Origin of the sequence: Roseateles sp. (assembly GCF_036486225.1) — a bacterium.
Classification (GTDB): domain Bacteria; phylum Pseudomonadota; class Gammaproteobacteria; order Burkholderiales; family Burkholderiaceae_C; genus Roseateles.
Window position 1 is genome coordinate 14,671 of record NZ_DASVNZ010000136.1, and the last position, 16,533, is coordinate 31,203.

Sequence of the window (16,533 nt, forward strand, 5' to 3'; positions counted from 1 at the left end):
GCATACAAGTTGCGCCTAGACGCGCCGATCATGGTCTCGCCCGCGGGACGTTCAGATGTCCAGGCCATCGTCCATGTTGAATTCGAACTCCCGCTCCACGATCGCGGGGACCGGCAGTCCGGCGTAGGTGGCCGGCGAGAACCTGGCGCGCTTCATGGCCGCGATGGACAACCGGTGGAACACGCTCGGCGCGTCCGAGATGACCAGGAAGTCCGAGGCTGTGCCATCGGTGTCGAGCAGGAACATCAACTTGACCTTGAAGGTGCCGGCGTACAACTCAGCCTCCGAGTCGAGTTCGACCGGCGAGTCCTTGAGGATGCCGACGTTTCCGTAGGCCTCGAAATCCATCGCCGGCAAGGTGAGCAGCGCATCGACACGCGTGGGGAAGTGCTCGCGGATGAAGGCGTTGTGGGCCAGCACGGCATTGCCACCGTGCTTGAAGGGCGGGGACAGGTCTTGCTCGGCACCGCCCGAGAAGGTGAGCGTCATCCGCAGCGTGCGCGGCTCGGCGAGCTTCTGGCAACGCAGTTCCCGCAGCTTGGCCTGCGCGGCCAGCAGCAGATCGGCCCGGCCGTCCCGGAATTCGACGTTGTCCAGGCGACCGCGGACGAAACGCGCGTCGATCGTGATGTCGCCGGACACGCGCTGACCGTTGGCGTCGACCGGTGCATGGGGCCGCAAGACCCGCTCGCAGTGCAGCGGCTTTTCAGCCTCCGGTTCGCCCGCCTGCGCCGACGCCATCGCGAGGGTCGTCACGAACGCCACCACGAACGTCGCCACCGGGCCCAGGCTCCAGCCGTTCCCCCTTGAGGCCATGCCTCACTCCCTGATCGACTTATTGGAGGCGGAGCATACGAGCGGCGTTCATCGCCTTGCAGTAGGGAGCACCCTGCCGGTCACGACACCGCCTGTGGCCGCTGCGTTCAAGTGCCTCGCGGCGCTCACCGCCCGCTCGCCTCGATCCTGATCTCATCCCGGCGGCAGGTGCCGCCACCGCTGCCGCTCGGCTGGTCGCCCAGCAGCTGCTTCAGCGTTCCACCGGCCTTGTAGTCTCTCGGCAGCTTCACCTGGATCTCGGTGAGGTACTGGCCCGAGCACATCAGCTTCACGCTGTCGCGGTACGCGTCGGTGCCGGTCTCGGCCTGCAGCTTCTCGTAGAAGGTCTTGCGCGAGATCGCGCCGCCGATGTTCTGCCGGATGTACTTGCCCACGCCCGAATCGTTGAACTGCTTCACCAGGTCCACCGCGCGGCGGAAATAGGCGTCCGGATTCAGCGTCGTCTGGCAGGTGCCGTGCTTGCGCCATTCGTGCTCGCCGAATCCCTTCTCGTAGAGGAAGTTCGGCATCCACGGGCCGATGTAGGCGACCGTCTCCTTCGAGAGATTCATCGGCGCGTTGCCGCAGTCGCCGTAGCTGATCCCGCATTGCTGCCGGTTGGGCCACAGGCCGTGCAGCGTCAGGTTGGTCACCTTGAGCTTGCCGTCCTCCATCGCCTCGCACTCGGGCTTGCCGCGCCGGCCGCCCGCCGTCCATTCGCAGAAGCCGGGCTGCCACGACATCGCCAGCACGAAGCTGTCGTACTGGTCCGGAGTCTTGCACATGCCTTGACCCCCTTGCGTCGCCGCCGTGTCGGCCGACGGCGCGCGGGCGCTGGTCGGGTTCGAAGGGGGAGGGGCGCCACCGCCCGCGGCCGCGCCGCAGTCGTTCTGCACCCAACGTTCCGGCGGCCGGGCGCCGGGCACCTGCACGCGCGTCCAGCCTGCGTTGTGCGACTCCAGGATCGTGTAGCCCGTGCCCGGCGACAGCTTCGCGCCGTCGGGGTTGGTGCTCTTCCTGAAGGATTGGAAAGCCTCGCAGGCGCGCGAGGCGGTGAAGCTGCCGCTCGCGGGATCGGCCCAGACCGTGGGCAGGGCAGCGAACGCCGCCGACAGGGTGAGCGCTTGAAGCAGGAGTCGCATGTCTGAATCCGATCAGAAGCCGATCGATACGCCGAGGCCCAGCACCCAATCCGCGGTCTGCCTCGTCAGGCCCCGGTTGATCGACGCGTCCAGTTGCAGCTTGCGGTCGACCAGCCAGGTCACGCCGGTGCCCGCCGAGATGCTCCGCCCGCCGTTGCGCTTGGAGGTGAGCTGGTCGCCCGCGACCTCGACGTAGCCTTTCCACGACTCCGCGATCGGCCAGCCCAGCGAGGCGCCGAGGATGCCGCCGACGAAGTGCTTGCCGTCGTCGCGGCTGTCGCGGTAGAGCCCGCCGATCAGACCGGCCGACCAGTCGTGCGGCAGGTCCCACTCCGATGTCAGTCGCAGCGACGGACGCAAGCCCTGACCCCGGAATGCCGACGAGCCGCTGTCCATGTCCACGTTGAACAGCCAGGCGAGCCCCGGCGTGTGGCGCTCGCCGTCGCCGTCCTGCACGTGCCACTTCACGCCGAGCGCCGTGTCGGCCCAGCCGCTGGCCTTCGCCGTGCCGCCGCCGTCCGACGCCCGCAGGCGCTGGTAGCCATCGGTCTCGACACGGAACTCCCAGTCTTCGGCGAAACCGAAGCGCAGCAGCGTCGGCGTCGACCACAGCCGGCTGCGCACGCCGTCGCTCTTGTCGCGCTGGTAGCCGAGGCCGGTCTCCAGCAGCGCGCGGCCCTTGCCGACCGTGCTGCTCGATTCGACGATGCCGGGCTGGTCGGGCTCGATGGCCTCATCCGCCGCCCGGACGGAACCGGCCGCCGCCATCAGCAGCGTCGCGGTGATCAACAGCGTTTTCGTCATGGGAAGCGCTCCTTATTGCCCGCCGCTGCGCTCGCCGCCCATCCACCAGGACGGCGGCACGCCGGAGGCGCCGGTCGCGGGCCCCGAGGCCGCGCCTGACGCCGCCTCCGCAGGCGGAATCGGTGGCGGCATCGGCCCGATCGTCTTCAGGCCGGCGTCGCCCGCATATTCGCTGAAGACCCAGTCGGGGCCGAAGGGGCCTTCCTCCTGCACCAGGCCGCCGTCCTTGGGCGGCTCGATCTCGGAGGGCTTGATGTCCTTCAGCGCCACCTGCATGTAGTCGATCCACGCCGGCAGCGCGACACCGCCGCCGGACTCGCCCGCGCCGAGGCTGCGCGGCTGGTCGTAGCCGATCCACACCACCGTCGCCACGCGCCGCTGGAAGCCCGCGAACCAGGCGTCCACCGCGTCGTTCGTCGTGCCGGTCTTGCCGTACAGGTCGTAGCGCTTGAGCGACGCGCTCGCCTTGTAGGCGGTGCCGCGGATGGCCACCTCGCGCAGCAGCGAGCCGGTGATGAAGGCATTGCGCTCGCTGATCGCGCGGCGCTCGTCGGTGAGCTTCTCCGGCTCGGCCTGGAACAGCACCTGGTTCTGCGCGTCCACGATCTTGGTCACCAGCAGCGGCTTGAGCAGGTAGCCGCCGTTGGCGAAGACCGAATAGGCGCTCGCCATCTGCAGCGGCGTCACCGAGCCCGAGCCCAGCGCCAGCGTCAGGTTCTCGGGCTGCTTGTCGACGTCGAGCCCGAACTTGCCGGCCCAGGTCCGGCCGCGCGCCGGCGTGAGCTGCTCCAGCACCCGGATCGTGACCATGTTCTTGGACTTGGCCAGCGCCTGGCGCAGCGTCATCGGACCGTCGAAGTTGCCGTCGGAGTTGCGCGGGTTCCAGTCGCCGACCGAGATCGGCGCGTCGTCGACCAGCGTCGCGGGACTGGCGCCGAGCTCCATCGCGCCGGAGTAGAGGAAGGGCTTGAAGCTGGAGCCCGGCTGTCGCCACGCCTGTGTCGCGTGGTTGAACTGGTTGCGGTTGAAGTCGAAGCCGCCCACCAGCGCCAGGATCTTGCCGGTGTCGGGCTCGACCGAGACCAGCGCGCCTTCGGCCTCCGGCGACTGCGTCACCGCCCACGCCCCCTTGGGGAAGGCCTTGGTCGGCGCGCCGCGCAGCACGCGGATGATGGAGCCGCGCTGGATGCGCAGGTCGGCCTTGGCCTTGGGCGACAGCGCCGATTGCACCGAGCGCAGGCCCTCGCCCGTGATCTCGATGTCGTCGCCGTCGGACAGGCTGGCCTGGACCTTGTTGTTCGCGACCTGCGTGACCACCGCCGTGCGCAGGTCGTCGTTGTCCGGATGCTCGTTGAACACCTGCGCGATGGCGGCATCCTGCTCCTGCGCGTCCATGCCGTCGGGCAGGTCCACGTCGCCTTCCGGACCGCGCCAGGCCTTGCGGCGCTCGTAGTCCATCAGCGTGCGGCGCAGCGCCTTGTACGCCGCGACCTGGTCGTCCATGCGCAGCGTCGTCGTCACCCGCAGGCCGCGGTTGTAGGCGTCCTCGCCGTACTGGGCGTGCACGACCTGGCGCACCATCTCCGTCGCGTACTGGCCGTAGGGCAGGCGCTGCTCTTGCGCGCTGCGCAGCTTCACCGGCTCCTCGCGGGCCTGCTTCGCCTGCTCCGGCGTGATCATGCCGACGTCGACCATGCGCATCAGCACCGTCGCCTGGCGACGCTGCGCCAGCTTCAGGTTGGTGATCGGATTGGCGCGGTACGGACTCTGCGGCAGGCCGGCCAGCATCGCCGTCTCCGCCGTCGTCAGGTCCTTCAGGGACTTGCCGAAGTAGGCCTGCGCCGCCGCCTCGAAGCCGTAGGCCCGCTGACCCAGATAGATCTGGTTCATGTAGACCTCCAGGATCTTGTCCTTGGACAGCTGGCTCTCGATCTTGAAGGCCAGCAGGATCTCGACGATCTTGCGGGTGTAGAGCTTCTTCTTCGTGAGGTAGAGGTCGCGCGCGAGCTGCTGCGTGATCGTCGACGCGCCCTGGCTGCGCGAGGACGAGAACAGGTTGACCCAGAACGCCCGCATCATCCCGGGCACGTAGACGCCCTGGTGGTCGTAGAAGTTGGTGTCCTCGACCGCCAGCAGGGCCTGCTGCATCTGCTTGGGGATCTTCTCCAGCGGCAGGTAGCTGCGGCGCTCGGTGCCGTATTCGGCCAGGAGCTGGCCGTCCTCCGAGTAGACGCGCAGCGGCTGCTTGGGGTTGTAGTCGGTCAGGCGGTCCAGGTCGGGCAGGCCCGGCCAGATGATCGCCGCCACGCCGCCGAGCAGCAGGACCACCGCCAGCAGGCCCGCGCCCGACCAGACGGCGATGCGTTTCCAGGTGGGCAACTGGCGCAGCGCGTCCCGCAGCGGGGCGGTGCGGCGCCAGAGCGCCAGGAAGAAGCCGGCCAGGGCCTGGGCGATGTTGCGGGCGATTTGGGCAATCTGCTGCATGCGGGGCGCACGAGTTCAGGTCGGCGGATTATCGTCAGACATCCGGGGCTGTCCCGGCCTCGGTGCGCACGGCAACAATCCGTACACATAAGACACACGGCCGACCCACAGGCGTGGGGAAAAGAGAATCCGGCCGTCAGGGCATCAACCGTGCCCGAGGTTGAGCGTCAGGAAGACCAGCGCGTTGAGCGCGAAGTGCAGCAGGATGGCCACCTCGATCCGACCGGACAGCGTGTAGGCCAGGCCGTAGCCGAGGCCGGCCAGCATGGCCAGCGCCACGTAGGCGGTCCCGCCGGCCGCGTGGGCCAGTCCGAAGAGCACGGCCGCCAGCAGGATGGGCAGCCAGCCGTTCATCGTGCGCAGGTCGGTGCCCAGCCGGCGTGCCAGCAGGCCCTGGATGACGCCGCGGAAGGCCACCTCCTCGGCGACGCAGGTCAGGAACAGGTTGGCCGCCAGGAACAGCCCGGCGTTGTCCGGCCAGCGCAGCGTCGGCCGGCCGATGCCGCCGATCGCGGCCACCAGCCAGGGCAGGGCGAGCGTCGCGACCAGCGCCGCCCCGAGTGCCCAGCCCGGCACGCCTTCCGAGCGTCTGCGCTGCTGCGACGCCAGCACCGCCAGCATCAGCATGCCGGCGACGCCCTTGTCGAAGTTCAGGTACTTGAGCGACGGCGGCCGGGCGTCGGAGGTCGTGGTCAGGTAGGTCGGATTCAGGAACCCCGGCAGCATGTGCAGCGCCAGCGCGAAGCCGATCACCAGCATCAGCAGCATCAGCACCGCCTCGCGGCGCGGGCGGTGGCGGGCCTCGATCGCCATCCAGGCCAGGGCGGCCAGCGCGGCCACCGGCACCATCGCGACGATCGTGAGCTGCCCGTGCACCAGCCCGGCGGTGACCGCCATGATCAGCAGGGACAGCCAGGGCCAGGGGGCGCGCACCGGCAGCAGGGTCGCGGCGATCGACAGGCACAGGAGCAGGTGGCTGAGCGGCATCGGGGTCAGGGGCGGAGTCGGGTTGTCAGAAGGCAATCGCGCCGCAGTATCCGCGAAGCGGCGCACCGGCCCCTTCCGGCTCCGTCGCCCGCACCATCGACCGCCTCGTCGCTCGCTCCGTCGGCGGTCCCGTTGCCCGGCGGCGGCGCCTCGCTGAGGTATCGTCCCGCCCCATGCACGAGATGACTTTCTACTGGCACGACTACGAGACCTTCGGGCGGGTGCCGCGCCGCGACCGGCCGGCGCAGTTCGCCGGCATCCGCACCGATGCCGAGCTGAACGAGATCGGCGATCCGCTGATGGTGTATTGCCAGCCGCCCACCGATTCGCTGCCCGATCCGGAGTCCTGTCTCCTGACCGGCATCCTCCCGCAGACCTGCGCCGAGCAGGGCGTGGCCGAGCACCGCTTCGCCGCCGACATCCACGCCGAGCTGTCGCGGCCCGGCACGGTCGGGCTGGGCTACAACACGATCCGCTTCGACGACGAGGTCACGCGTTTCCTGTTCTGGCGCAACCTGATCGATCCCTACGGGCGCGAATGGCAGAACGACTGCGGCCGCTGGGACCTGCTGGACGTCGTGCGCTGCGCCTACGCGCTGCGCCCGGAAGGCATCGAGTGGCCGAAGCACGAGGACGGCCGCCCGTCCTTCAAGCTCGAGCACCTGACCGCCGCCAACGGCCTGGCGCATGAGGCGGCGCACGATGCGCTGTCCGACGTGCGCGCGACGATCGCGCTGGCCCGGCTGATCAAGGAGAAGCAGCCTCGCCTGTGGGACTTCTGCCTGAAGCTGCGCCGCAAGGACGCGGTCTGGGCCGAGATCGGCACGAACCGGCCCTTCCTGCATGTCTCCGGCATGTACGGCGTGGAGCGCGGCTGCATCGCGCTGGTCTGGCCGCTGGCGCCGCATCCGACCAACAAGAACGAGTTGATCGTCTGGGACCTGGGCAGCGATCCGGCGGAGCTGCTGGCGCTGGATGCGGAGGCCATCCGGTTGCGCATGTACACCAAGCAGGAGCTGCTGCCCGAGGGCGTGACGCGGCTGCCGATCAAGACCATCCACGTCAACAAGTCGCCGATCGTGATCTCGTCGATGAAGATCCTGTCGCCCGAGATGGCGGCCCGTTGGGGCCTGGACCTGGCGCAGGGGCAGGCGCACGCGCAGACACTGGCGGCGCGCGGCGGGGAGCTCTCGCGGCTCTGGTCGCAGGTGTTCCAGCGTCCGGCCGGCGAGGGCGGCGTGGATGTCGACGAGGACCTGTACGGCGGCTTCGTCTCGAACGAGGACCGCCGCTCGCTGGAGCGCCTGCGCGGCTTGTCGCCCCAGTCGCTGGCCGACCGCGTCGCGCAGGGCAAGGTCGCCTTCGAGGACGCGCGGCTGGAGGAGATCCTGTTCCGCTACCGCGCGCGCAACTTCCCCGACAGCCTGACGGCGGACGAGCAGGCGCGCTGGGAACAGCACCGCACCGCCCGCCTGTACGGCGGCGAGGGCGGGGCGCAGACGCTGGAAGCCTTCTTCGAACGCATCGATACCCTGGCCCAGGCGGCCGAGGAATCGGAGGACGAGCGCGCCAGCGACATCCTGTCCGCGCTCTATGAATGGGCTGAACAAATCGCACCGCCGCCCCCCTGAAAGCGGGTCCAGCGGCTGACGAGGCCCGGGAACCGGGTCCTTTCCGGGCTTTCCAGGATGGGGCAAAACGGGTACACCTTCGGGATACGCCAGGAGACGACATGCAATCCCAACACGACGCCGCCGATCCGAACGCCGCCCGCATGCGGGCGATGCTGGTGCGGGCGCCGCTGGCCGTGGCCTTCGTGGCCGCCGGCCGCTTCGAGGTGGTCAGCGAGCACTTCAACCACCTGTTCGGCCACGGGGACGAGACCGACCTGACCGGCACCGACCAGCGCGCCTCGGTGGTGTCGGACTCGGCGCACCAGGCGCTGCAGGCCCGCATGGGCAGTGCCTTCGGCGCGGGGCGGCCGCTGGACGAGGAAGTGGAGTTCGTCCGCCGCGACGGCTCGCGCTTCTGGGGCCGGCTGCAGGCGACGCCCGTGCATTGGGAACAGCCCGCGGGCGAGTCGATGTGGATCCTCGAGGACGTCACCGCCGCCCGCCAGCAACGGCTGCAGCCGACCTGGTCGGCCAAGCACGACGACATCACCGAACTCGCCAACCGCCGCGAAATCGAACGCCGGCTGGCCGAACACGTCGGCAGCCGCCGGCATGAGCCGGTGTCGGTGCTGTTCGTCGACATCGACAAGTTCAGCGAGATCCAGCAGGGCATGGGGGCGGAGGTCGCCGACCACTTCCTGTACGGACTCGGTCAGATGCTCATCACCAAGGTGCGGGCCTCCGACACCGTCGCGCGGCTGGAGGGCGACCACTTCGTCGTGCTGCTGCCGGACTGCGACCAGCATTACGCCCAGATCGTCGCGGAGAAGATCCGCTCGTCCATCGCCGGCTACCGGCTGCGCTGGGGCCTGCACCGGGCTCGCGTGAAGGCGAGCCTGGGGGTGGTGCAGCTGCAGACCTCGCTGGATACCGTGGATGCGGTGCTCGGCGCGGGGCAGTTGGCCTGCACCGAGGCCAAAGCCGCTGGCGGGGATTCGGTCCGCGTGTTCATCTCGAGCGGGAGCTACGAGGAGTTGGCCGGGGCGTGAGGCCCCCGACTTCGCAACGCCAGGCGCGGCCCATCACAGGGCATGAGGGCTCCCTCCAGGACCCTCATGCCCTGTTCCGGGCCCATCAGCACCGATGCCCTCGTGAGAGGGCTGGTGGTGATCGTGAGCTCGGTCGGGCTCAGTACTCGAACGAGGCGTTCACGCTGACCGTGCGCGGCGAACCGAGCACCAGGTAGCCGCTGTTCGGGAAACCTCCCGAGGACGCCCAGTAGTTGCGGTCCGCGACGTTGTCGACGCGAGCGCGCAAGGTGACCAGGTGACCGCGGACGTCCATCGCGTAACGCGCACCGACGTCCACGCGGCCCCAGCCCGGCACGCTCAGCGTGTTCGTGGCATTGGCATAGACGCTGCCGGTGGCGATCACGCGGGCGTCTAGGGTCAGGCCTTGCACACCCGGCACGTTCCATTCGGTGCCCAGGTTCAGCATCGTGCGCGGCACGCCGATGACGCGCTTGCCCTCGGTATTGGCGACGCCGGTGCTCTTCTGCTCGGCGTCCAGCCAGGTCAGGCCGCCCAGCAGCTTCAGCCCGGCCATCGGTTCGCCGAAGGCGGTCAGCTCGATGCCCTGGTGGCGGTCCTCGCCCTGGGCCTCGAAGCCCAGCGTGCTCGTCACCACCCCGCGCGGCTTGGCCGTCGAGAAGAACGCGAGCCCGCCGCCCACGCGCCCGGCATCGACCTTCAGTCCGACTTCCTTCTGCTTGGACAGGTAGGGATCCAGCACCTTGCCGATCGCCGCGGTCGCGGTCGACGGCGCCGAGTCGCCCTGCGTCAGCCCCTCGATGTAGTTGCCGTAGACCGACAGCCACTTGCTGAACTTGAACACGACGCCGCCCATCGGGCTGGTCTTGCTGCGGTCGTAAGGCGCGCCCGGCGCGCCGGTGTTGTAGGCGTAGGTCCGCAGGTCCAGCGACTGGTGACGTGCGCCCAGCGTCACGCGCAGCGCGTCGTCCAGCATCACCAGCGTGTCGGCGACGGCGAGGCTGCGCAGGCGGGTCATGCCGGTGGTGGCGGGATCCTCCAGCCGGTTGCTGATCGAGATCAGCGCGGGCAGCGGCGCCGAGCCCTCGCCGTACAGGTTGGTCGGGATCAGGCGCGGCGTCGCGGCGGTCGTGGAGACACCGAAGGCGGCGCGCTTGTCGAGCCGGAAGGCGTTCGCCGACACCACCAGCTCATGCTTCACCGGACCGGTGGTCAGCAGGCCCCGCAGGCCGACCTCGCCGGTGCGGACCCGGTCCTCGCGGGTGTTGTCGAAGCGGGAGGTCGTGCCCGCGCCGGTCGTGCTGTTGGTCAGCGTCAGGTTGGCCAGCGAGTTGGCCTCGTCGCTGCTGCGCGCGCCGGCGGCGAACCACGCGGTCCAGCCCGTTCCCAGCCAGCGGTCGAGGTCGACCTCGCCGCGCAGCGTGCCGAACAGGTCGCGCTCGTTGGAGTAGGTCCACGGCTGCGCCCAGTTGGACTCGCTGTCCGGCGCGGCCGGCACGGCGGTGGCGGTCGCGCCCAGCGTGACGTTGGTGCGGGTGCGCTTGAGCTTGTGGTCCTGGTAACCGACGTCGGCGGACAGGCGCACGTCGCGGGCGCGCCAGTCCAGGCCGACGGAGGCCATGCCGAGGTTGACGCTTTCCTTGTCCACGCTGGTGTCCCCGGCGCGCGAGGCCAGGTTTACGCGCACGCCGGTGGCGTTGTCCGGACCGAAGCGTCGGGCGACGTCGACCGCCAGGATGGTCTGCCCGCCGCTGGCCGTGCCGACGGTCATCTGGGTCAGCGGCTGGCTGGGCGCGCGCTTGGGCAGCAGGTTGATGGAGCCGCCGATGGCGTCGCTGTTGGGCGTCGAGCCGTTGAGGAAGGCCGAGGCACCGCGCAGCACCTCGACGCGCTCGAAGAGCTCGGCCGAGATGTACTGGCGCGGCAGCAGGCCGTACAGGCCGTTGTAGGCGACGCTGTCGGAGTTCAGGATGAAGCCGCGGATGAAGTAGCTCTCCTGGAAGTTGCCGAAGCCCCGCGCCAGGCGCACGCCGGGGTCGTTGAGCAGCACGTCGCCGACGCTGTGGGCCTGCGTGTTCTGGATCAGCTCGTTGGTGTAGGACGTGGTGCTGAACGGCGTGCTCATGATGTCCTGGTTGCCCAGCAGGCCGACCCGGCCGCCGCGCGCCACCTGGCCGCCGGCGTAGGACTTGATCAGACCGCCGCGGGACGCGTCCGCGCTGGCCTCGACGACGACTTTCTGAAGTTGCGTCGTGGCCGCTCCAGACGCCGCCGAAGCCGCCGCCTCGGGGGCCTGCGGGGCCGACTGGGCGAAGGCGCCGCCGTGCAGCGCGGCGGTCAGGGCGAGCGCCAGCGGCGCGAGGGCGGGTCGGAAAACAGCAGACGACATGACGATGAGAAGAGTTCGCAGATAAGAATGTTTCGCATTATCCGGAGGCCCTGTGTCTGCCCGCTGCGGTCGTCACGTAGGGCGCTGAAAACACCCCTTCCGAGGTAGGTCGGCGGGGCGTTTGGTGGCCGAATCGCCCCGCGATGGGGCGTTGGCGTCGTTTTCAGGGGAAACCCGACCATTTCCCGATCCAGAAAAAAGCGCCGGAAATTCGTTTCTTTTCTGAAGATCGCCCTAAAGATCGGCTGGAAAGTGCCGATGACGGCGGGATGCCTGGTCGCTTGAGTCCGGGAACCTGGGAATAAAGCCATGTCCAACGTCAGCCTGTCGACCGCCTTGTCCGGCATGTCCGCCGCCAACGAGCGCCTGCGCGCGTCGGCCAACAACGTCGCCAACGCCGCCACGCCGGGCTACCGCCGCGAGCGGATCGAGGCCCAGACGGCCGAGGACGGCAACGGCGTCACGACCAAGGTCGAGAAGCTGCCGGAACCGGGCGCCGACCTGGCGGCGGACATCGTCGAGCAGAAGTCGGCGACCTACGCCTTCGTCGGCAACCTGCGGGTGCTGCAGACGCAGATCCGGGCCGAGGGCGCGCTGCTCGACATCCACGTCTGAGCGATCGCTCCCAATGACAAACGGCCGCTTCGAGCGGCCGTTGTCGTTTCTGGAGCGAGGGCCCCGTTCAGGGTTTCAGCTCGAACAGCGACGAACCGTCGCCGTTGTCCTTGACCCGGGTCACCTGGGGCGTGTCCTTCAGATGCGCCGCCGCGCCGTTGCCGGACACGAACTGCATCGCCACGCCCGGCACGGGCCGGATGTGCCAGGACGAAGCCGCGACCGCCGCGCTCAGCGACGGCTGCGCCGCCAGGAAGTGCGCCAGGGCTTCGCGCGTCTCGTCCGGGGCGTCGACGACGACCTTGTCCGCCGCCAGCGCCGGGAAGTGGCCGCCGCCGTAGGCGCGGTAGTTGTTCGTGACGACGAGGAAGTCCGCGCGCTCGTCCAGCGGCTGGCCGCGCCAGCTCAGGTTCATGACGCGCCGGCCATCGCTCACGCGCTTGCCGTCCTTGTCGAAGCGCGCAGGCTGGGTCAGGTCCAGCTCGTAGCGCAGGCCGCCGTCCTGGCCCAGCATCATGTCGAAGTTGAAGCTCGGGTAGCTCGTGTCCACGACGTCCTGACGCGCGGGCCCTTGCGGATCGATGCGGCGGAACTGTCCGGCGGACATCTCCAGCCAGTCGCGCACCCGGGCGCCGCTCAGCTTCACGACCTTGATCGTGTTCGGGTAGACGTAGAGGTCGGCGACATGCTTGATCGCGACCGGTCCGGCGGGGATGTCGGTGTACTGCGTCCAGCCCTGGCGGCCGCCGGACTTGAACGGCGCGGCGGCGCTGAGCATGGGCAGCTTCTCCAGCGCCGTGCCCTGGACCGCCTTCAGCGCGTAGGCCAGCTGCGCCTGCGCGACCAGCCGCACCGCGGTGCCGTCCAGCACTTGCGAGAAGTAGCTCTGGATCGGCTGGTCCGCGACGGCGACCTGACTGCGGACGTAGTCCAGCGTCGCCTGATGCTCGCCGGCGATCACGGCGGCCGGCATCGGGTCGGCCTCGACCAGCGGCTTGCGGGCGGCGCGGTCGAAGATTGCCCGCAGGCTGGCCTGGCTGTCCGTCACGTGCCAGGTCTTGCCGGTCTGCTTCAGCGTCAGGTCGACGATGCCGAGGTGATCGCCCCAGCGTCCCGGCATCACGGCCGGCGTGCCATACAGCCGACCCTTCGCCAGGTCCACGCCCGGATAACCGGCGAAGGTCGGACCGGGGAACTCGGTGTGGGCGTGACCCAGCAGCAGCGCGTCCACGCCCTTCACGCGGGCGAGCTGGGCGGCCATGTTCTCGGACAGCTTGGGCAGCTCGGTCTTGTCGATGCCGGTGTGGGCGATGACGACGACCAGATCGGCGCCGCGCTTGCGCAGATCGGCGACCTGCTCGGCGGCGGCGTCGACCATATCGCGCACCTTTACCTTGCCGGCGAGGTTCTGGCGGTCCCATTCCAGGATCTGCGGCGGCGTCACGCCGACGACGCCGATCTTGAGCGCGTGGGCCTTGCCGTCCTCGTCGCGCATCGTCCGCGCCAGCAGGACGCTGGGCGTGAACGCATGACGGCGGCCGTCGGCCTCCATCACGTTGGCGTTCAGATAAGGGAAGTTGGCGCCGGCGATGGCCTGGCGCAGGAAGGGCAGGCCGTAGTTGAACTCGTGGTTGCCGAGGTTGGCGGCGTCCACGTCCAGCAGGTTCAGGATCTTGTAGGCGGGGTGGACGTCCCCGGCCTTCAGCGGCTTCACGCGGGCGACGACGTCGCCCAGCGGGTTGCCCTGCAGCAGGTCGCCGTTGTCGAACAGCAGGCTGTTGGGCGCCTCGGCGCGGGCGCGGTGGATCAGCGTGATCGTCTTGGCCAGGCCGAACTCCTGGGCCGGGCGGTCCTGGTAGTAGTCGTAGTTCAGCAGGTTCATGTGGATGTCGCTGGTCTCCAGCACGCGGAGCTTGAGCTCCGCGGCGGACAGCGGCATCGACAGGAGGGACAGACCCGCGAACAGGCCTGCCACGCCGACCTGGCCGGCGAGGGCGGCCAGCCCCTGCGCCTGCCCGTGCAGGCCGCGCTTCGACGTCGTGCGCATCGGGATCAGGCCCAGTCGGTGCCGGCGACCAGCACGGCGATCGCGCGCTGGAAGCCTTCGGCGTCGATCGCGTCGAAGCGCGCGGGTTCCGGGCTGTCGAGGTCGAAGACGCCGCGCAGCGCGCCGCCGGCGACGATGGGCAGCACCAGTTCCGACCGCGAGGCCGCATCGCAGGCGATGTGGCCGGGGAAGGCGTGCACGTCCTCGACCAGCTGGACTTCCTGCGTCCGCGCGCAGGCGCCGCAGACGCCGCGGTTGAAGGCGATGCGCACGCAGGCGACCTTGCCCTGGAACGGGCCGAGCACGAGCTCCTGGTCGTCCTTCGGATTCACGAGGTAGAAGCCGGCCCAGTTCAGCGTCGGGACGGCGTTGAAGACCAGCGCGGAGAACTGCGCCAGGTTGGCGAGCCAGTCGCGCTCGCCGTGCAGCAGGGCCTGGGTCTGGGCGACCAGCGTGTCGTACGAGGCGCGCTTGGCCTCGGCGCTGGACATGTCCAGCAGCGGAGTGGGTTCGAAGCTCATGGGGCGGGATTGTGGCTGAGGTCCCGCTCGTTCCGTACGCCCAGCGGCAGCACGCACAAGGTGACCCCGTCGAGCGTGAGCACCAGGCCGAGCTGCCCGCCGACCTGCACGACGCCGGAGGCGGTGCCGCTCGAAGCGGTTTCGGGGAAGGAGGACGGGGCGGGGGCGCCGGCGACCGGGGACCTCGCCGCCATCGCGCGGATCGGCGGCTGCCGGAGCATCGCCCAGAGAGCGCGCGGATCGCGCAGGCGCAGGCCGTCGAGGTACTGGCGGAAGACGGGGTCCTCGGCCGCATCGGGGGCGGCGTCGGATGGGGTGATGGCCGCCTGACGCAGCCGTGCCAGTGCGCGGCGCAGACGCTGGCGGCTGGCGGCCTCGGACTGCCCGGTGGCGTGTGCGATCTCCGCATGTTCGATCTCGAACACCTCATGCAGGAGGAGGGCGGCACCGTCCATCGGCGTCAGGTGCGAGGCCATCAGCCGCAGCGCCTGCGCGACTTCTTCCGCCAGCGTCGCCACCAGCTCGGCCGAAGGTGCCGCGATGGACGCCGATGCCGGCGCCTGAGCGTGGGTCGCCTCCAGCCACTGCCGCATCCAGTCACGCCGCCGCAGGCGATCGATCGCCAGATGGCGCACGACGGTGAGCAGCCAGGCCTGGGCGGCGTTCAGCCCCGTCGGGGCGGTCTCCAGCGCGCGGACGTAGGCATCCTGCACCGCGTCTTCGGCGTCGGCCGGGCCCAGCAGGCGGGCGGCCGCGCGGACCAGGCCGCGGTGGTCGGCATCCAGGAGGGGGCGGGCGCTGTCGTCGTGCATGGGGCGAGCTTGCCACAGGCCATCGGTGCCGCGACCGGGCGTGATGCCGCCGCGGGCGCCGGTGTCACGCGACGCAGGTCCCGTTCGTCAAGACATCACTTCAACCACGAGGACCCGCCCCCATGGAGCATCCGACCCCAGCCGCCCCGTCCAGCGCCACCGAGCCGCGCACCTCCTATCTGGAGGAGAAGGCCTTCAAGGCCCGCACGCTGCTGATCTTCGGCACCGTCACCGACGTCCTGGCCGCCGACGTGACGCGCCGGCTCATCGCCCTGGACGCCGAGAGCACCGATCCCATCGACGTGCTGGTGAGCTCGCCTGGCGGGCACCTCGAGTCCGGCGACGCGATCCACGACATCGTGCGCTTCATCGCCGCGCCGGTGAACATGATCGGCACCGGCTGGGTCGGGAGCGCCGCCACCCACCTGTACCTGTCGGTGCCGCGCGAGCGCCGCTACTGCCTGCCCAACACCCGCTTCCTGATCCATCAGCCCAGCGGCGGCGCCGGCGGTCCGGCAAGCGACATCGCCATCCAGGCCCGCGAGATCATCAAGGCCAGGGAACGCATCGCCCGCACGATCGCGCGCGAAACGGGCAAGCCCCTGGAAGTTGTGCTCGAGGACATCGGGCGCGACCGCTGGCTCTCGGCCGAGGAGGCCGTCGCGTACGGCCTGGTCTCCCGGATCATCGAGCGCAAGACTGAACTCCGAGGCGGTTGAGGTCTGTGAGGCTCAGGCCCACAGCGCCGGCTTGTTGACCATAAGGTAGAAGACGACGAGCACCGCGATGAAGGCCGGGTAGCCCAGACCTTCCCACCAGCGTGCATAGCGCCAGTAGAGTGCCGGCAGCGGCTGGCCGCTGGCGAGCGCCGCGTCGGCCATCCGCGACAGCCGGATCTGCAGCCACACCACCGGCAGCCAGCAGGCGCCCGCGATCAGGTACAGCGCGATCGACAGCGCCAGCCAGGGCGTGTCCAGCGACCAGCCGGCGGTCATCGCCAGCCACACGCCGGTGAGCGGCTGCACGATGACCGCCGGCGTCGTGAACCAGAGGTCCGCGCGCTTGACCAGCCGCGCCACCACGGCCTGCGCCGCCAGCGAACCGCTGCGGTTCGCGAAGAACAGGTAGAAGGCCGAGCCGAAGCCGGTGCCCGCCAGCAGCACGCTCGACACGATGTGCAGCCACTTGATCACGAGGTAGGTGTTCATCTTTTCCTCCTGGAATTCTTCTTTGAGCGTCTGGTTGCCGGCTGCT

General features: G+C 69.7%; 14 protein-coding genes. 4 read left to right on the forward strand and 10 right to left on the reverse strand.

Going from position 1 to position 16,533, the window contains the following annotated elements; translation table 11 throughout:
• Positions 1–51 precede the first annotated feature (51 nt).
• The 5 genes from VF536_RS09230 to VF536_RS09250 all read right to left on the reverse strand — a co-directional run bounded on the left by VF536_RS09230 (position 52) and on the right by VF536_RS09250 (position 6,233).
• The gene (locus VF536_RS09230; protein WP_331614545.1) at positions 52–816 is read right to left on the reverse strand and encodes an energy transducer TonB; all 765 of its coding nucleotides are present in this window, start codon (positions 814–816) and stop codon (positions 52–54) included.
• A gap of 125 nt (positions 817–941) precedes the next feature.
• Entirely contained in the window at positions 942–1,958 is a 1,017-nt protein-coding gene (locus tag VF536_RS09235; RefSeq protein ID WP_331614546.1) for a ribonuclease T2 family protein, read from the reverse strand.
• 12 nt (positions 1,959–1,970) lie between these two features.
• Positions 1,971–2,762: a transporter gene (locus tag VF536_RS09240; protein WP_331614547.1), complete on the reverse strand. Its 792-nt coding sequence runs from the start codon at positions 2,760–2,762 to the stop codon at positions 1,971–1,973.
• 12 nt (positions 2,763–2,774) lie between these two features.
• Entirely contained in the window at positions 2,775–5,246 is a 2,472-nt protein-coding gene (locus tag VF536_RS09245) for a PBP1A family penicillin-binding protein (RefSeq protein WP_331614548.1), read from the reverse strand.
• A 144-nt stretch (positions 5,247–5,390) separates the two neighbouring features.
• Positions 5,391–6,233 (reverse strand): CPBP family intramembrane glutamic endopeptidase, encoded by an 843-nt coding sequence (locus VF536_RS09250; RefSeq protein WP_331614549.1) that lies wholly within the window; start codon positions 6,231–6,233, stop codon positions 5,391–5,393.
• Between the two features lie 173 nt (positions 6,234–6,406).
• On the opposite strand from VF536_RS09250, the gene sbcB reads away from it, so the two are divergent.
• Both sbcB and VF536_RS09260 read left to right on the forward strand, forming a co-directional pair.
• Positions 6,407–7,864 carry an exodeoxyribonuclease I gene (sbcB, locus tag VF536_RS09255; protein ID WP_331614550.1) on the forward strand — a complete coding sequence of 486 codons (1,458 nt, stop codon included), beginning with the start codon at positions 6,407–6,409 and terminating at the stop codon, positions 7,862–7,864.
• A 101-nt stretch (positions 7,865–7,965) separates the two neighbouring features.
• Entirely contained in the window at positions 7,966–8,895 is a 930-nt protein-coding gene (locus tag VF536_RS09260; protein WP_331614551.1) for a sensor domain-containing diguanylate cyclase, read from the forward strand.
• Positions 8,896–9,034: 139 nt separating this feature from the next.
• Here VF536_RS09260 and VF536_RS09265 read toward each other — a convergent pair whose 3' ends face one another.
• Complete coding sequence (locus VF536_RS09265) at positions 9,035–11,284, reverse strand: TonB-dependent receptor (RefSeq protein ID WP_331614552.1); 2,250 nt, start codon at positions 11,282–11,284, stop codon at positions 9,035–9,037.
• 309 nt (positions 11,285–11,593) lie between these two features.
• Here VF536_RS09265 and VF536_RS09270 point away from each other — a divergent pair, with 309 nt between their 5' ends.
• Entirely contained in the window at positions 11,594–11,899 is a 306-nt protein-coding gene (locus VF536_RS09270; RefSeq protein ID WP_331614553.1) for a flagellar basal body protein, read from the forward strand.
• 67 nt (positions 11,900–11,966) lie between these two features.
• Here the strand turns inward: VF536_RS09270 and VF536_RS09275 are convergent, their stop codons facing one another.
• Genes VF536_RS09275 through VF536_RS09285 form a run of 3 tightly spaced genes read right to left on the reverse strand, consistent with a single transcriptional unit; the run spans position 11,967 to position 15,279 of the window.
• Entirely contained in the window at positions 11,967–13,946 is a 1,980-nt protein-coding gene (locus VF536_RS09275; RefSeq protein ID WP_331614554.1) for a bifunctional 2',3'-cyclic-nucleotide 2'-phosphodiesterase/3'-nucleotidase, read from the reverse strand.
• A 5-nt stretch (positions 13,947–13,951) separates the two neighbouring features.
• The gene (locus VF536_RS09280; RefSeq protein WP_414710326.1) at positions 13,952–14,467 is read right to left on the reverse strand and encodes a GAF domain-containing protein; all 516 of its coding nucleotides are present in this window, start codon (positions 14,465–14,467) and stop codon (positions 13,952–13,954) included.
• A complete protein-coding gene (locus tag VF536_RS09285; protein ID WP_331614555.1) occupies positions 14,464–15,279 on the reverse strand; it encodes a sigma-70 family RNA polymerase sigma factor in 816 nt (271 codons plus the stop codon). The genes VF536_RS09280 and VF536_RS09285 overlap by 4 nt, the downstream gene beginning before the upstream one ends.
• Positions 15,280–15,401: 122 nt before the next feature.
• Between VF536_RS09285 and VF536_RS09290 the strand changes: the two genes are divergently transcribed.
• Entirely contained in the window at positions 15,402–15,998 is a 597-nt protein-coding gene (locus tag VF536_RS09290) for an ATP-dependent Clp protease proteolytic subunit (protein ID WP_331614556.1), read from the forward strand.
• Between the two features lie 12 nt (positions 15,999–16,010).
• Here the strand turns inward: VF536_RS09290 and VF536_RS09295 are convergent, their stop codons facing one another.
• Positions 16,011–16,487 (reverse strand): DUF2269 domain-containing protein, encoded by a 477-nt coding sequence (locus VF536_RS09295; protein WP_331614557.1) that lies wholly within the window; start codon positions 16,485–16,487, stop codon positions 16,011–16,013.
• Between the last annotated feature and the right edge of the window lie 46 nt (positions 16,488–16,533).

Coding starts and splice junctions, on each gene's coding strand:
- VF536_RS09290 (WP_331614556.1), top strand. CDS start 15,402: ATGGAGCATCCGACCCCAGCCGCCCCGTCCAGCGCCACCGAGCCGCGC.
- VF536_RS09285 (WP_331614555.1), bottom strand. CDS start 15,279: ATGCACGACGACAGCGCCCGCCCCCTCCTGGATGCCGACCACCGCGGC.
- VF536_RS09235 (WP_331614546.1), bottom strand. CDS start 1,958: ATGCGACTCCTGCTTCAAGCGCTCACCCTGTCGGCGGCGTTCGCTGCC.
- VF536_RS09250 (WP_331614549.1), bottom strand. CDS start 6,233: ATGCCGCTCAGCCACCTGCTCCTGTGCCTGTCGATCGCCGCGACCCTG.
- VF536_RS09275 (WP_331614554.1), bottom strand. CDS start 13,946: ATGCGCACGACGTCGAAGCGCGGCCTGCACGGGCAGGCGCAGGGGCTG.
- VF536_RS09265 (WP_331614552.1), bottom strand. CDS start 11,284: ATGTCGTCTGCTGTTTTCCGACCCGCCCTCGCGCCGCTGGCGCTCGCC.
- VF536_RS09280 (WP_414710326.1), bottom strand. CDS start 14,467: ATGAGCTTCGAACCCACTCCGCTGCTGGACATGTCCAGCGCCGAGGCC.
- VF536_RS09260 (WP_331614551.1), top strand. CDS start 7,966: ATGCAATCCCAACACGACGCCGCCGATCCGAACGCCGCCCGCATGCGG.
- VF536_RS09270 (WP_331614553.1), top strand. CDS start 11,594: ATGTCCAACGTCAGCCTGTCGACCGCCTTGTCCGGCATGTCCGCCGCC.
- VF536_RS09240 (WP_331614547.1), bottom strand. CDS start 2,762: ATGACGAAAACGCTGTTGATCACCGCGACGCTGCTGATGGCGGCGGCC.
- VF536_RS09230 (WP_331614545.1), bottom strand. CDS start 816: ATGGCCTCAAGGGGGAACGGCTGGAGCCTGGGCCCGGTGGCGACGTTC.
- VF536_RS09295 (WP_331614557.1), bottom strand. CDS start 16,487: ATGAACACCTACCTCGTGATCAAGTGGCTGCACATCGTGTCGAGCGTG.
- sbcB (WP_331614550.1), top strand. CDS start 6,407: ATGCACGAGATGACTTTCTACTGGCACGACTACGAGACCTTCGGGCGG.
- VF536_RS09245 (WP_331614548.1), bottom strand. CDS start 5,246: ATGCAGCAGATTGCCCAAATCGCCCGCAACATCGCCCAGGCCCTGGCC.